Source organism: Arthrobacter sp. UYP6 (assembly GCF_040547315.1).
Classification (GTDB): Bacteria; Actinomycetota; Actinomycetes; order Actinomycetales; family Micrococcaceae; genus Arthrobacter_B.
Genome location: NZ_JBEPPM010000008.1, coordinates 68,236 through 81,863 on the forward strand (window position 1 = coordinate 68,236; position 13,628 = coordinate 81,863).

Here is a 13,628-nt window from a genome sequence, read left to right on the forward strand (position 1 = left end):
CGTTGGCATCCTTTCCTAGGTTTTTCAGTGTTCGGTGATGTTGGCGGGCTCGCGAAGGATCAGCGCGCCGCCGGGGTCCAGGGTGGCGGTGCCGTCCAGATCCGTGTCGGTCAGCAGATCATGGCCGCGGGCCTCCACAACGACTGCGTCCGGGCCGTGATTGAGCAGGAACAGGTAGGTGCCGGCGCCGGCGTGCCGGCGGACGGCTTCGAGCCCGTTCCCGGCGGCGGGGTGGTCCTTGCCCACTCCGGCCTCGCCGAGGATCCGGTGCAGGTGCGCTTCCAGCGCCTCCGCTTGGAGCCGGGTACCGATGTAGTGGGCAGTTCCGTCGCCGACGGCGGTGCGGGTGACGGCGGGGCTGCCGGCCAGCGGATCGTGGGTGAACTCCGCGACGGATTGGGCGCCCTTGAGCTCGATGGTTTCGGCCCAACAGTCCGCGGCGGACCCGTCACTGAGGGTCAGGGCGGTGGCGGCGAGCTGGGGGTGGTGTTCCTCCACCCGGATGCCCAGCAGATCGGCGAAGGCTCCGGTGAAGCTGCCGGGGCGGACGTTGAGGTTTTCATCGGTGCTGCCGGCGAAGTACCAGAGGACCGCATGCCCGCCTGCGGTGACAAAGGCGCGCAGGGCCTCCGCTTCGGCGTCGGATGCGGCAAGCTTGCTGGGCACCAGCACCAGCCGGTACCGGCTCAGGTCCGCTCCCAGCTGCACAAAGTCGGCGTTGACGCCCAGCCGCCACAGCGCCCGGTGGACGGAGCGGACGGCCGGAAGGAACGCCAGGTCATTGGAGGGCAGGGCACGGGTGTCCGCCGACCACCAGGCGGCGGCATCCCAGACGATGGCAACCCGGGCGTCAGTGACCCGCTGCCCTTCGGCCGGCGCTTCGGCCAGTTCCGCCAGGCGCTCCAGGGTGGTTCCCAGTTCCACGATCTCCCGGAAGGTGCGGGAGTCCTCGCCGACGTGCGGAACCATGGGGGAGTGGAAGAACTCGGCTCCAGCACGCGGAGAGCGCCACTGGAAGAACAAGGATCCGGTGGCTCCGCGGGCCAGGTACTGAAGGGTGTTGAACTTCAATGCTCCCGGCGGCCGGGCGAGGATGCGGCCCTGAGCGTAGTCGTAGACCATGGTGGTGGCCTGCTCCATCAGCACCCAGGGGCGCCCCGCATTGAAGGAACGGGCAAGGTCGCTGCCGAAGGCCACCTGCACATCGCCCTCGATGCCGGGAGTGTCCGGGTAATGGTCCACCGAGACGTCATCGATTTCCGCGGCCAGGTCCCACTGGTCGTAGTGGTTCCAGCTGGGGAGCATGAAGTTGGTGGTCACGGGAACTTCGGGCCGGTGGCTGCGGACCACGCCCACCTGCTCCCGCAGGCAGTCCCGGAGCAGGTCCGCGCTGAAGCGCTTGAAATCCAGCACCTGCGAGGGATTGGGCAGGTACTGGGTGGCCTGCGGGGCCAGGATCTGGTCCCACTCGCTGTAGCCCTGGGACCAGAATGCGGTGTTCCAGGTGGAGTTCAGGGCGTCCAGGTTTCCGCATTTGTCCTGCAGCCAGGTCCTGAAGGCACGGTCCGTTTCCGGACCGTAGGACACCGTTCCGTATTCATTGTGGAGGTGCCACATGCGCAGGGCCGGGTGGAAGGCATACCGGACCGCGAGGGCCTCCGCGACGCGTTTGGCCGCTTCCCGATAGGCCGGGGCGGCCGGGTTGTAGGTGTCGCGGCTGCCGTGGACCAGCCGGACGCCGTTGGCCGTCACCGGCAGTGCCTCGGGGTGAGCGGCGGTGAACCACGGCGGCGGTGACGCGGTGGGGGTGGCCAGAATGACGCCAATCCCGTTCTCCGCCATGAGATCCATGACCCGGTCCAGCCAGCCAAAACGGTACTCGCCTTCGCGGGGTTCAATCGAGGACCAGGAGAAGACGCCTACGGTCACCCGGTTGACGCGGGCTTTGCGCATGAGCCGGATGTCCTCTTCCCAGACTTCCTCCGGCCACTGCTCCGGGTTGTAGTCGCCGCCGAAGACCAGATGCGGCGTTTGTCGAAACGTTTCGATTGAAGGCAAGGTCTGCGTTTCCTTTGATCAGTACGGGTTTCGGAAGGGGTGTAAGTCAGGACTAAGGGGCTGGTGCGGGGCGGTTGGCCCCTCGGGGCGGCGCCACCGAGCCGCGCGGGGTGAACCGCGGCGGCACCAGCTCAATCCGGGGTTCAAGGGGGCCGTCCAGGGCCTGCATGACCAGGGCCACTGCACTGTCGCAGGAGTCCGCGGCCACCAGGGGAATGACGTCAAGGGGCGGAGAGAAGGAGGAGGTGTCAAAGCTCGAACAGGCGGAGAGCACCGAAAGGTCGTCGGGAATGCTCCTGCCCGCCTCGGCGAACCGGGACAATGCGCGGATCTGGAGGGATTCTTCGCAGTGCATGGCAACCGCGGTCACGCCGGCGGCAGGGTTCAGCAGTTCGTCGACGGCGTCTTCCACCCCCTGCGGCCCCGTTCGGGGCATCTCGAATGTAGCCTCCAAGCCCCGCTCTTGGGCGTGCTCCATGAAGGCGCTCCGGAACCGGTGCGGGAAATTGGAGCCGCGTTCGTAGACTGCGGGGGGATGGCCCAGCAGCCCCACCGCGCGGTGCCCGGCGTCCGCAAAGGTATCCACGCAGAGTCGCGCGGCCGCCTCGAAATCAAGGTCCACACAGATCAGGCCGGTTGGATCGCCGGGGATTCCCACCAGGACGGTGGGGGTGGAGAGGTTGCGGACCACATCGATCCGTTCGTCGTCGATAGCCACGTCGAGCACAATGATGCCGTCCACCAGCCGGCTGGACGTGACCCGCTGGAGGCCCAGGGTGGCCTCATCTTCGGTGAGCAGCAGGATGTCATAGTCAAAGCGCCGGGCGGCCGTTGCGACGGCGAGGACAAAAGCCATGTGCGCCGGAGCGTAGGTGTCCGCACGGAGGGGGGCGGTGAGCGCAAGAATGTGGGTGCGGGCTCCGGCCAGCATGCGGCCCGCCGCGTTGGGGAGATAGCCCAGTTCCTGCACGGCGCTGTCAATGCGGCTGCGGGTCTTTTCACTGATGCTGCGCTTGCCGCTGAGGGCGTAGGAGACCGTGCTGATGGAAACACCGGCGACGCGTGCCACGTCGTGGATGTTGGCCATTCGGACTCCAATGTCAGGGGTGCTGAAGTTCTTTGCTGATTGTCTAAGCGCTTCGATTTATCTAAGCGTTTCGATTCTGGTTTGTAACGTACGTCATATCTGTTGTCTGCGCAATAGCTGGGCTTCTTCTTGGATGTAAACAGCCGGGGTTCCTCCGCTTTTGCCCGTCACCCGACCGAGGCGTGAAGGGCCCGAAGTGTCAGGTCCAGCCGGTGGACGGACCCGGCCTCCGGCAGGGGAGAGCGGACCTGCCTCAGATCCGCCAGGATCAGCCGGGCCAGGGCATCGCTCTCCCGGAAGGGCGCCGCGTTGCTGTCCGGCCTGGCAAAGGCGCCGGACCCCCACGAAGAAACAGCAGCCCCCACGCCGTACAGCCCGCCGGTTGCCCGTCCGTCCCGGCCCACGATCCGCCCGCCGGCATCCACCAGGAGCTTTCCGGTTCCTGACTTCGGCGCTGGTCCCGTTCCTACCGATCCGCCGGCCCGGCCATCGGGACGTTCCTCCGCAGAACGTCCCACTGCGGAATGTCCCTCCGCGGATCTTTCCTCGCAGCCCAGCCCGGAATCCACCAGGGAGAGGAGGACCGGATTCAGGGATCCGGTCACCGACGGTGCCGGAAGCCGGGCCTCGATCAGGGCCCGGGCGCTCACGCTGCCGCCGGACTGCGGCGAGACGGCAGTGAACACACCGCGCTCTTCGTCTCCGGCCACGTCCAGGCCGGGCCCCAGGAAGTGCAGCAGGCCGGCGTCGTGCAGTGCCAGCAGCTCCCGCAGCCGGTGAGCCGGCGGGCCGGAATCCACATGGCTGAAGAAACCGTGCCACCAGCCGCCCACCACCTCCCGGGAACCCGGGGAGAGCAGCTCCGGCGGCACCAGCCGGCCCAGCGCGGCATAAACGTTGAGCAGTCCCAGGAACAGGCCGAGCGTTTCGGAGTGGGCACCGCCGTCGCGCAGCCGCAGATCCTCGCGGATATGCGCGGCAACGGTGTCCTGCACCTCCGCAAGCCCCGCAAAGCGGCGGCCGGCCAGCGGCTGGTCCAGGTCCTCGAACTCCAGCCGGTCCGCCGGATCGGGAACCGCTGACGCCACCAGGCTGCGGCGTGCGTCCGAGTACCAGGGGAGGGCATCGAAGGCCCGCTCAAACCGGGTCCAGGGCAGGTCCACCCGCTCCGGATGTCCGGTGAACAGCTCCCGGTAATAGGCCAGGGCGGCGTCCTTGGCGGCCAGCGGCCACAGGTGTTCGTAAAACTCCAGCGCGCCGTGCTTCCTGGCCAGGGTGTCCACGGCGTCGGCGGTCAGGTAGCGCGGCGGACCCGCCGGTTCCCCCTGCAGCGGGGCGGTGATTTTTGACCGGCAGGGGACGCCGCGGCGGGAGCCGGCCCAGAGCCGCGGTTCCCGGCCGGAGGCGTGATACTCCAGCTTGCCGCCGGGCAGCTCGCTGAAGCGTCCGCCGCGGCCCTCCATCAGCAACACCACCAGGTCGATGAATGCCAGTCCCATCCCGGTGACCACGGCGTCCTGGCCCGGGGCGAGGGCGGAAAAATCGACGTCGTTGGTGTAGGCGAGCGGGACATGGAACAGCTGGTGCCGGGCGGCGAAATCGGCCAGCCCGCGCGAGCGGTTCGACGGCGCGGAATCGGTGTGCCCCACGGCCGCCACCACGGCGTCGGCCCGCAGCTCCGTGCCCGAATCCAGTGCCACGGCGTACGCGCCGTCCTCCGCGCGGACGCCCACCGCCGTCTGCCGGTGATGGACCACTGAAACCTGCGGTCCAAGCTCTGCCGCCGTCCGCCGGAAAAACCACTCCAGGTACAGGCTGTGCAGCCTGCGGGAAGGGAACGACGTCGGCGCCAGGGTGTGCACCTGATCTGCCAGGTCCGCGTCCGGCAGGTCGACGTCGGTGATGGTTCCCGCCATGACGCCCCGGCACCACTGGAGCAGGCCCGGCCCCGGGCGGGCCGGCCCGGAGCACTCCACTGACTCATCGGTGAACATGGTGATGTCCGCCGCCATGGAGTTCAGCAGCAGCTGCGGATTCTGGTTCCGCCGCCAGATCCGGCCCGAACCGGGGCTGAAGGGCTCCACCACATGAATCTGCAGGGGGCTCGGGAACTGCCCGGCCGAGATGTTGGCTGCCAGGCGCTCCAGAATGAGGGCCGCCCGGGGACCTCCGCCGATAAACACGATGGAGGCGGCAGGGGCCGGGGAAGACACGTTCCGGGGCGCGGAGCCTGCACGGTTCACGGGCGACTTCCCTTCAACTGGCGGGGTGCAGGTCAACTGCGGGGCGCAGGACAACTGCTGTGGCGGGTCGGAAATACCGGTGGAGTCCGCCCATGCTAGGCCCGCCGGCGGAGTTTCCGGGCCCGCCGGTTCACCTGCGGTCACGGCCCGAAATTCGGCGTCACCAACCGTCACAAGCTGTCCGTCAAAGACATCTGGACCCGATTATTTCCTCCGCGGACCCTGCGCGAAGTGATCCTTTGGGATGTCCGGCCGGCACCCTAGATTGCTGGTCAGGAGCCGCAGCGACCGACGCTCCGGACCGGACGCGGACAGGTGCCGCGGCGGGACTCTGCGAGGAAAGGGACGAGCCCCATGAGTGCATCGGGGATCCATACCGTGGAAACGGAGACAGCGCCCGCCCGGGCCGGGCTTGACGGCCGGACCGAGGAATATCACGGGTACCGCACGGTTCCGGCACGCCGCCCGTGGCGTTGGGTCGGCACCTTCCTGGTGGCCTGCGGCGTCGCCGCCGTGCTGTGGTCGCTGTTCACCAATCCGCGGTGGGAATGGGGAGTTGTTGCGCAGTGGTTTACGGCGGAATCGGTGATCCGCGGTCTGGGCGAAACCCTGAAACTGACAGTCATCACCGGCAGCCTGGGCTTTGTGCTGGGATTCCTCCTGGCCCTGATGCGGCTTTCCGCCTCGCCGCTGCTGGTGGCGGTGTCCTGGACCTTCTCCTGGATTTTCCGTTCCACTCCGCTGCTGGTCCAACTGCTCCTTTGGTACAACCTGGGATACCTGTACGAGAAGATTTCGCTGGGCATCCCCTTCACCGATGTGCGCTTCTTTGAGGCGCAGACCACCACGTTGATCAGCCAGTTTGCCGCTGCCGTGCTGGGGCTGACCCTGAACCAGGCGGCCTACTCGGCGGAAATTATCCGCGGCGGAATCCTGGCCGTGGACCAGGGGCAGCTGGAAGCCGCAGCCGCCCTGGGCATCCCGGCCTGGCGCAGCTCCACCAGGATCGTGCTGCCGCAGGCCATGCGGTCGATCCTGCCCACCGCGTTCAACGAGATTATCGGGCTGGTCAAGGGCACCTCGATTGTTTATGTGCTGGCCTACTCCGACCTCTTCTACACCGTCCAGGTCATTTACAACCGCACGCAGCAGGTCCTGCCGCTGCTGCTGGTGGCCACGCTCTGGTACATCACCATCACCTCGGTGCTCAGCGTTTTCCAGTACTACATCGAGCGGCACTACTCCAAGGGCGCCCTGCGGACGCTTCCGCCCACGCCGCTGCAGCGGGTCCGCCGCTTCCTGGGCACCCACGCCGGCAGCCCGGCAACGGGCAGCCCGGCAACGGTTGACCCGGCGCCGGCCGATACGGGAAGCACCAGTGCCGTGACCAAGAAGAGGAGCAACTCATGACCCGTCTGGTTCCGGGCCGGCGCCGCCGGACCACGCAGCAGCCAGCCCCCGAACAGTCACCAGCCCCCGAACAGCCGCAAACTCCGGAACAGCCGCAAATTCCCGCCCATTCACAAACTCCCGCACAGCAGGGTCGGGTGCAGATCTCCCACGTGAACAAGAGCTTCGGGCCCGCCCAGGTCCTGAAGGACATCACCCTGACCGTGCAGCCCGGTGAGGTCACGGTAATCCTGGGCCCCTCCGGCTCGGGGAAATCCACCCTGCTGCGCACCATCAACCATCTGGAAAAGGTGGACTCCGGGCTGATCAGCATTGACGGCGAACTGGTGGGCTACGTTCCCCGCGGCGGCAAACTGCACGAGCAGAAGGAAAAAGCCATCCTGAAACAGCGCACCGGGATTGGCATGGTGTTCCAGTCCTTCAACCTGTTTCCGCACCTGAGCGCACTGCAGAACGTGATGGAAGCTCCGGTGTACGCCCAGCACCGGGACCGGGACCAGATGGAAGCGGAGGCCCGCACCCTGCTGGCCCGCGTGGGCCTCGGAGACCGGGCCGACTCCTATCCCCGCCAACTCTCCGGCGGCCAGCAGCAGCGGGTGGCCATTGCCCGGGCCCTGGCCCTGAAGCCCAAGATCCTGCTGTTCGACGAGCCCACGTCCGCCCTGGACCCCGAGCTGGTGGGCGAGGTGCTGGACGTAATCAAGGACCTGTCCCGTTCGGGAACCACCCTGATGGTGGTCACGCATGAGATGGGCTTTGCCCGGGACGTCGCGGACACCGTGGTGTTCATGGACGCCGGCCGCATTGTCGAAACCGGACCGCCGGATCTCATCTTCAGCCAGCCGGTCCAGGACCGCACCAAGGCCTTCTTCTCCAAATTCATCCAACCCGCTTTCCACCTCTGACCCGTAAGGAAAGACCCCCATGACCCCAACAGCCTCCCGCCTGCTGCGCCTCAGCGCGGCCGCGGGCCTTCTTACGCTCTTCCTGTCCGGCTGCTCCGACCCCGGGGCATCAGCGAACGACGGCGGCGGAGACGGCGGCGCCACGGCGTCGCCCACCGCTGCCGAGAACGGGATTGTCTACAACAGCAGCCCGGACCAGGACCGGATCCGCAGCCAGGAGGACGCGGCGCTCGCCGCCAAGGTGCCCGCGGCCATTGCCGCCGACGGCAAGCTGACGGTCGCCACCACGGCAGCGTCGGTGCCGCTGACGTTCCATGCCACGGACAACACCACGGTGATCGGCAGCGAAATTGACCTGGCCCAGCTGGTGGCGGACAAACTGGGCCTGGAACTGGACCTGCAGGTCACCTCCTGGGAGAACTGGCCGCTGAAGACCGAATCCGGAAACTATGAAGCGGTGTTCTCCAATGTGGGCATTAACGACGAGCGCCTGAAGAAGTTTGACTTTGCCAGTTACCGGGCCGCCTACATGGGCTTTGAAGCCCGGAAGGACTCGGACCTCACGGTCAGCTCATCCGAGGATATTGCCGGAAAAACCATCGCCGTGGGCTCCGGCACCAACCAGGAGAAGATCCTGCTGGCCTGGAACAAGGAGCTCGAAACTGCGGGCAAGGCGCCCGCTCTGCTGCAGTACTACGGGTCCGACGCCGATACCATCCTGGCGCTGTCCTCCGGCCGGCTGGATCTGAACCTGGCGCCCTATCCCAGCGCGGCCTACCGCGAGAACACCCGGGATGACCTCAAAGTGGTGGGCAAGGTCAATGCCGGCTGGCCCAACGAAACCCTGGTGGCCGCCACCACCCAGCGCGGTAACCAGCTGGCACCGGTGATCTCCGAGGCGGTCAACGCTCTGATCCAGGACGGCGCCTACGGCGAGGTCCTGGACCGCTGGGGCCTCGCCGAAGAGGCACTGCCGGAATCGGAACTGTTCACGGCGGACCAGAAATGAAATTCCAGGTCCTGGACATCATTGCGCATCAGCGAGATCCGCTCACCGGGCACCGAGTCTCCGCCGCCGAACGCCTGGAACAGGTGATCAGGACGGCCCAGCGGGCCGAAGAACTCGGCTTCGACTCCTTCTCCGTGGGAGAACGCCACGCGGGCGAGTTCCTGTCCTCCTCACCGGCCACGGTGCTGGCGGCCATCGCCACCGTCACCTCGAGAATCCGGCTGCAGACCGGAGTGAGCGTGCTGTCGGTACTGGATCCGGTCCGCGTGGCCGAAGACTACGCCACCATTGACCAGCTCAGCCGCGGCCGGCTGGAGCTGGTGATCGGCAAGGGCAACGAGGTGCTCCAGTACCCGCTCTTTGGCGTGGACCTTGCCGACCAGTGGAACCTGCTGGACGAGAAGTACGCGCTGCTGCGCAGGCTCTGGCGCGAGGAAGGCGTGACCTGGCAGGGGCGGTTCCGCAGTCCGCTGACCGAACCCACCACCACCACGCCGCGGCCCTTCGCCGGACCCCTGCGGGTGTGGCACGGTTCGGCCACCTCGCTGCGTTCGGCCGAACTGGCAGCCCGCTGGGGCGATCCGCTGTTCACCGCCAACGCCATCCAGCCGCGTGAAAACTACCAGCGGCTCATCAACCACTACAACGAGCAGTACCTTGCCGCCGGCCATGACCCGGCCCAGCGCTACATTGCCTCCGGCAGCGGTGCGGGCGGAGTCTTCCTGGCAGACAGCACCGCAGCGGCCAAGCGGGACTTCGGCCCGGTCTACGAGGGGCTGACCGCCGGGCGGAATGTGCCGGGCAACAATACGCCGTTCCGCGATATTGACCATGCCGTTGCCGAAGGCCCGGCGCTGGTGGGAAGTCCGGAGGAGGTTGCGGTCAAGATCCTCGATTACCACGCGGCCTACGGACACTCGCTGCAGTCCATTTCCCTGCCCACCACGCTGCCGTTCGCGCAGCAGCTGGAGATCCTGGAACGCTTTGCGAAGGAAGTGATTCCCGTGGTCCGGAAGGCCGCACCGGACACCCTTTGGGAAGCTAAGGATCCCTGGGCGGCCCGCCCGCAGGGGATCGCCGGGGTTGACCCGGCACCCGCCGCCACCGGCCGCCCACACGCTGGCGCCGCCGTCGTCGGCCTGGCTGACGCTGCGGCGGGGAGCACCCGATGACCGGGCGCGGAATCATCGCCCTGGAGGTTGACGGCGCCGGCGCGCATCCCGCCGCCTGGCGTGCGGCCGGCCTGGCCCCGGATAATCTCCTGGCACCGGAGCGGATCCGGCGCACCGTACTGGCCGCGGAAAGCGCCGGCATTCATGCGGCAACGTTCGACGACGGGCGGCTGGCTCCGGCGCGCGGGCCGCGGGGCCGGCTGGATGCGGTGCACCGGGCCGCGTTCGCCGCCCCGGTGAGCCACCGGATAGCGCTGCTGCCGGTGGTCGACGTCGTTTATACGGAGCCGTTCCACGTTGCCACCCAGCTCGCCAGCCTGGATTATGTCTCCGGCGGTCGGGCCGGCTGGATTGTTTCGGCCTCCGGGACGGCGGCGGAAGCGGCCGCCGTGGGACGCGGCCCGGTATCCGGTGACGCCCTGCGGCGGGAAGCGGCTGACGCGGTACAGGTCAACCGGCTGCTCTGGGACAGCTGGGAGGATGACGCCGTGATCCGCGACGTGGCCTCCGGCCGCTACCTGGATGCCGGAAAGGTGCACTACGCCAATTTCCGCGGGGACAGCTTCTCCGTCAAGGGCCCCTCCATCATTCCGCGCCCGCTGCAGGGTCAGCTCCCGGTACTGGCACCGGCGGGGCTGGTGGCCCCGGGCACCGACTCGGGTGCCGACGTCGTCCTGGTCTCGGCTCCCACTCCCGAACTGCTGCTCGCCGAAGCGGCCCGGCACTCCGGGCAGCCGGCGGTGATCGCGGAACTGGAGCTAGTGCTCGACGCGCGGGGACGGCGGGCCGCAGACCGGCTGGCCGAGCTGGACCACTGGGAACCCCGGCCCGCGGACACCTCCGGTCCCGCCCGGCTGGTGGGCACCGCGGAAGAAGTGGCTGACTATCTGGCCCAGCTGCTTGCCGTGGCCCGCGGGGTGCGGATCCATCCGGCCGTGCTGGACATCGAGCTGGAGGAACTGGACCGCGCGGTGCTGCCGCGGCTGCGCTCGGCGGGGCTGCTGGCTGCCTCGGCCCCGGACACCACGGCCCGCGCCCTCCTGGGCCTGGGCCGCCCTAACAACAGGTTCACCCCGGCCCGCTAACTCCCGCCACACCAACTCCAAGCACGCCAATTCCGCCCGAAAGGACAACCATGTCTTCATCAGTACGCCACCTGCAGTTCGGCGTTTTCTTTCAGGGCGTCAATTCCGGCACCGTCTGGAAGGTGCCCCAGTCCGGCTCGCAAACCGACTTTGACTCCTTCCGCCGGCTGGCACAGACCGCCGAACGCGGCCTCTTTTCCGCCTTCTTCCTGGGCGAGGGGCTGCGGCTGCGCGAACATCTGGGCAGGATCCACGAACTGGATGTGGCCGGCCGTCCGGACGGCCAGACCATGCTGGCGGCGCTCGCCGCGGTCACCAGCCGCATTGGACTGGTGGCCACCCAAAACACCACGTACAACGACCCCGCGGACCTGGCCCACCGGCTGGCCTCGCTGGACCTAATCTCCGACGGGCGGGCCGGCTGGAACGTGGTGACCACGGACAACGCATGGACCGGGGCCAACTTCCGGCGCGGCGGCTATCTGGACCACGCGGATCGATACACCCACGCTGCGGCGTTTGTCCGCACCGCAAAGGAGATCTGGGCGTCCTGGCCCGGCGGCGCGAACCGGCCCGACCGGCCGGTTCATCATGAGGGTGCGCATTACACCGTGGATTACACGGCCAGGCTGCCGCAGAGCCGGCAGCACCGGCCGGTGCTGTTCCAGGCCGGCGATTCCGCTGAAGGCCGGGACTTCGCCGCGCGCGAGGCAGACGTGATTTTCTCCGCGCATCCCGGGTTCGACGCCGCCCTGGCCTTCCGGGCCGACATCACCGAGCGCGTGCTGGGCGCCGGCCGGCCCGAAGACGCGGTGAAGATCATGCCGGCCAGCGAGTTCATCCTCGGAGCCACCCGGGCCGAGGCTGAAGAGAAACGGCAGTGGGTCCGCTCGCTCCAGATCGGCCCGCAGCAGGCCATCGCCTATCTGGAACAGTTCTGGGGGCGCCCGCTGGAGGGATATGACCCGGACGGGCCGCTGCCGGATGCCGCTCCGGTGGTCGCGTCCTCCTCCGAGACGCGCGGCAGCGGCTTCCACGGCGCCAAAACGGAGGAGCTGGCCCGCCGGTGGCGGCAGGAAGCGGCGGAGCAGGACTTGAGCATCCTGGAGTTTGTCCGCGCCCGGGCCGGCAGGACCGACGGGGCGTTTGTGGGTTCCTACACGGAGGTGGCCGATCAGCTGGCCGAATACGCCCGGGCCGGAGCCGTGGACGGCTTCAACATTTCCCCCTGGCTGATTCCCAGCGGGCTGGATGACATTGTGAACCACCTGGTGCCCGAACTGCAGGAACGCGGGGTCTATCCCACGCAGTACCGGGGGGACACCCTGCGCGAGCACCTCGGGCTCAGCCTGCCCGACGGCACCGCGGGGGAGCCGGTTGCTGCCGGCGGCAGCACCCAGCTTCTTATACCGAGCTGAGCCAGGACCGGGCGCCCGCCGCGGCAACAGCCGACGCCGCGGTATTCAATGCCGCCGCCCGGGCTGCGGCCAGGCCGATGTTCAGATCCGCGCGGAGATCCGGCAGATCCTCCACCCCCACGGACAGGCGGACCAGGTCCGTCGGCACCGCCAGGGCCGTGCCGCGGACCGAGGCATGGGTCATCTCCGAGCAGTAACAGACCAGGGACTCCACTCCGCCCAAACTGACGGAGAGGGCAAACAAGCGGGTGGATTCCGCAAAGGCTCTGGCCGCTGCGTCGCCGCCGGTGAAGCGCAGCGAGACAATGCCGCCGAACCCGCTCATCTGGCGTGCCGCCAGCGCATGCCCCGGGTGCTCCGGCAGCCCCGGATACAGGACGGATTCAATGCCGGGCTGCCCGAGCAGCCATTCGGCTATGGCCTGCGCGTTGCTGCAGTGCCGTTCCATCCGCAGCCCCAGGGTCTTCAATCCGCGTGCGGCCAGGTAACAGTCCTGGGGTCCGGCCACGGCACCGCCGGCGAACTGCTGGTAGCCGATTGCCTCGGACAGCCCGCGGCCGCGGAAACTGCGGGCCGAGGTAACAACGGCCCCGCCCAGCACATCCGAATGGCCGCCGATGTACTTGGTGGTGGAGTGCACCACCAGGTCCGCGCCCAGATCCAGCGGCCGCTGCAGGTACGGAGAGGCAAAGGTGTTGTCCACCACCAGGAGGGCACCGGCGTCGTGCGCCGCCGCCGCCCAGGCCGCTATGTCGGCAATCTGGAGCAGGGGGTTCGACGGCGTCTCCAGCCACAGCAACGCCGTCTCGCCGGGCCGGACCGCGGCCCGTATGGACGCGGAACTGGTGATGTCCACGGCCGTGTGGGACACGCCCCACGGGCCCAGCAGCTGGCTGATCAGCCGGTTGGTGCCGCCGTACCCGTCTCCGCCCAGGACTATATGGTCCCCGGGACGGAGCAGCGCGCGGAGCAGGGCGTCTTCGGCGGCCAGCCCGGAGGCGAAGGCAAATCCGGCGTCGCCGTGTTCCAACGCGGCAAGCTGGACTTCAAAGCCGTTGCGGGTGGGGTTGGAGCCGCGGCTGTATTCATGCCCGGCGCGCAGCACGTTGATGCCGTCCTGCTTAAAGGTGGACGTTTGGTAGATCGGCGGGATCACCGCTCCCGTCAGGGGGTCCGGCTCCTGGCCGGCGTGGACGGCAGTGGTATTGAAGCCGGCTCCGCGGAGGCTCTCGGATGCCATG

General features: G+C 68.1%; 10 protein-coding genes. 6 read left to right on the forward strand and 4 right to left on the reverse strand.

The window, feature by feature from the left end:
• Positions 1-24: 24 nt before the first annotated feature.
• From ABIB35_RS08560 to ABIB35_RS08570, 3 genes are all read right to left on the reverse strand, one after another.
• Entirely contained in the window at positions 25-2,058 is a 2,034-nt protein-coding gene (locus ABIB35_RS08560; protein WP_354180560.1) for a beta-galactosidase, read from the reverse strand.
• Positions 2,059-2,110: 52 nt separating this feature from the next.
• Entirely contained in the window at positions 2,111-3,145 is a 1,035-nt protein-coding gene (locus tag ABIB35_RS08565) for a LacI family DNA-binding transcriptional regulator (protein WP_354180561.1), read from the reverse strand.
• A gap of 167 nt (positions 3,146-3,312) precedes the next feature.
• A complete protein-coding gene (locus tag ABIB35_RS08570; protein WP_354180563.1) occupies positions 3,313-5,388 on the reverse strand; it encodes an FAD/NAD(P)-binding protein in 2,076 nt (691 codons plus the stop codon).
• Between the two features lie 354 nt (positions 5,389-5,742).
• Between ABIB35_RS08570 and ABIB35_RS08575 the strand changes: the two genes are divergently transcribed.
• Genes ABIB35_RS08575 through ABIB35_RS08600 form a run of 6 tightly spaced genes read left to right on the forward strand, consistent with a single transcriptional unit; the run spans position 5,743 to position 12,387 of the window.
• On the forward strand, positions 5,743-6,798 hold the full coding sequence (locus ABIB35_RS08575; RefSeq protein ID WP_354180565.1) for an amino acid ABC transporter permease: 1,056 nt from the start codon (positions 5,743-5,745) through the stop codon (positions 6,796-6,798).
• Positions 6,795-7,703, forward strand: coding sequence for an amino acid ABC transporter ATP-binding protein (locus ABIB35_RS08580; RefSeq protein ID WP_354180567.1), 909 nt, complete (start codon positions 6,795-6,797; stop codon positions 7,701-7,703). The genes ABIB35_RS08575 and ABIB35_RS08580 overlap by 4 nt, the downstream gene beginning before the upstream one ends.
• A 19-nt stretch (positions 7,704-7,722) precedes the next feature.
• Entirely contained in the window at positions 7,723-8,712 is a 990-nt protein-coding gene (locus ABIB35_RS08585) for an ABC transporter substrate-binding protein (RefSeq protein ID WP_354180569.1), read from the forward strand.
• Positions 8,709-9,884 carry an LLM class flavin-dependent oxidoreductase gene (locus ABIB35_RS08590; protein ID WP_354180571.1) on the forward strand — a complete coding sequence of 392 codons (1,176 nt, stop codon included), beginning with the start codon at positions 8,709-8,711 and terminating at the stop codon, positions 9,882-9,884. The genes ABIB35_RS08585 and ABIB35_RS08590 overlap by 4 nt, the downstream gene beginning before the upstream one ends.
• Entirely contained in the window at positions 9,881-10,969 is a 1,089-nt protein-coding gene (locus tag ABIB35_RS08595) for an LLM class flavin-dependent oxidoreductase (RefSeq protein WP_354180573.1), read from the forward strand. The genes ABIB35_RS08590 and ABIB35_RS08595 overlap by 4 nt, the downstream gene beginning before the upstream one ends.
• A gap of 50 nt (positions 10,970-11,019) precedes the next feature.
• Positions 11,020-12,387 (forward strand): NtaA/DmoA family FMN-dependent monooxygenase, encoded by a 1,368-nt coding sequence (locus ABIB35_RS08600; protein WP_354180575.1) that lies wholly within the window; start codon positions 11,020-11,022, stop codon positions 12,385-12,387.
• Here ABIB35_RS08600 and ABIB35_RS08605 read toward each other — a convergent pair.
• Positions 12,374-13,627 (reverse strand): cystathionine gamma-synthase, encoded by a 1,254-nt coding sequence (locus ABIB35_RS08605; RefSeq protein ID WP_354180577.1) that lies wholly within the window; start codon positions 13,625-13,627, stop codon positions 12,374-12,376. The genes ABIB35_RS08600 and ABIB35_RS08605 overlap by 14 nt on opposite strands.
• Between the last annotated feature and the right edge of the window lies 1 nt (position 13,628).

Bases quoted from the DNA above. Each gene is read 5' to 3' on its own strand.
- ABIB35_RS08605 (WP_354180577.1), bottom strand. From the start codon at position 13,627: ATGGCATCCGAGAGCCTCCGCGGAGCCGGCTTCAATACCACTGCCGTC.
- ABIB35_RS08580 (WP_354180567.1), top strand. From the start codon at position 6,795: ATGACCCGTCTGGTTCCGGGCCGGCGCCGCCGGACCACGCAGCAGCCA.
- ABIB35_RS08600 (WP_354180575.1), top strand. From the start codon at position 11,020: ATGTCTTCATCAGTACGCCACCTGCAGTTCGGCGTTTTCTTTCAGGGC.
- ABIB35_RS08590 (WP_354180571.1), top strand. From the start codon at position 8,709: ATGAAATTCCAGGTCCTGGACATCATTGCGCATCAGCGAGATCCGCTC.
- ABIB35_RS08565 (WP_354180561.1), bottom strand. From the start codon at position 3,145: ATGGCCAACATCCACGACGTGGCACGCGTCGCCGGTGTTTCCATCAGC.
- ABIB35_RS08575 (WP_354180565.1), top strand. From the start codon at position 5,743: ATGAGTGCATCGGGGATCCATACCGTGGAAACGGAGACAGCGCCCGCC.
- ABIB35_RS08595 (WP_354180573.1), top strand. From the start codon at position 9,881: ATGACCGGGCGCGGAATCATCGCCCTGGAGGTTGACGGCGCCGGCGCG.
- ABIB35_RS08585 (WP_354180569.1), top strand. From the start codon at position 7,723: ATGACCCCAACAGCCTCCCGCCTGCTGCGCCTCAGCGCGGCCGCGGGC.